1 protein-coding gene is annotated in these 533 nt (G+C 64.0%); it reads right to left on the bottom strand.

Annotated features, from left to right (window positions below; translation table 11 throughout):
• On the bottom strand, positions 1-533 hold a 533-nt coding region (locus HX846_RS18835), incomplete at both ends, for a flavin prenyltransferase UbiX (RefSeq protein ID WP_256739837.1).

The raw sequence follows: 533 nt of genomic DNA, 5'->3' as shown, positions 1-533 counted from the left end.
GAATGTTCAGCAGGTTGAGAATCCGCGCCACCACAAAGTCCACCAGGTCATCGATGGTCTGCGGCTGGTGATAGAAGCCCGGCGACGCCGGCAAGATAGTCACGCCCATGTTCGACAGCTTGAGCATGTGCTCCAGATGGATGCTCGAATACGGCGCTTCGCGCGGCACCAGAATCAACTGGCGACGCTCCTTCAAGGTCACGTCCGCCGCGCGCTCGATCAGATTGTTGCAGGCGCCCGTGGCAATCGCCGACAGGGTCCCGGTGGAACACGGCACCACCACCATCGCGGCCGGTGCACCGGAGCCCGACGCCACCGGTGACATCCAGTCTTCCTTGCCATAGACCTTGATCTGCCCCGCCGCCGCACCGGTGTACTCGGTGAGGAAGGCCTGCATCATCTGCACTTTGGGCGGCAACGCCACATCGGTCTCGGTGGCCAGCACCAGTTGCGCGGCCTTGGAGATCAGGAAGTGCACCTCGCGGTCTTCGCGCACCAGGCAGTCCAGCAGGCGCAAGCCATAGGGCGCGCCG

This window comes from Pseudomonas sp. K5002 (genome assembly GCF_013386655.1).
Classification (GTDB): domain Bacteria; phylum Pseudomonadota; class Gammaproteobacteria; order Pseudomonadales; family Pseudomonadaceae; genus Aquipseudomonas.
The sequence above is the reverse complement of the archived record's forward strand: the minus strand, read 5'-3'. Positions and strand labels throughout refer to the sequence as shown.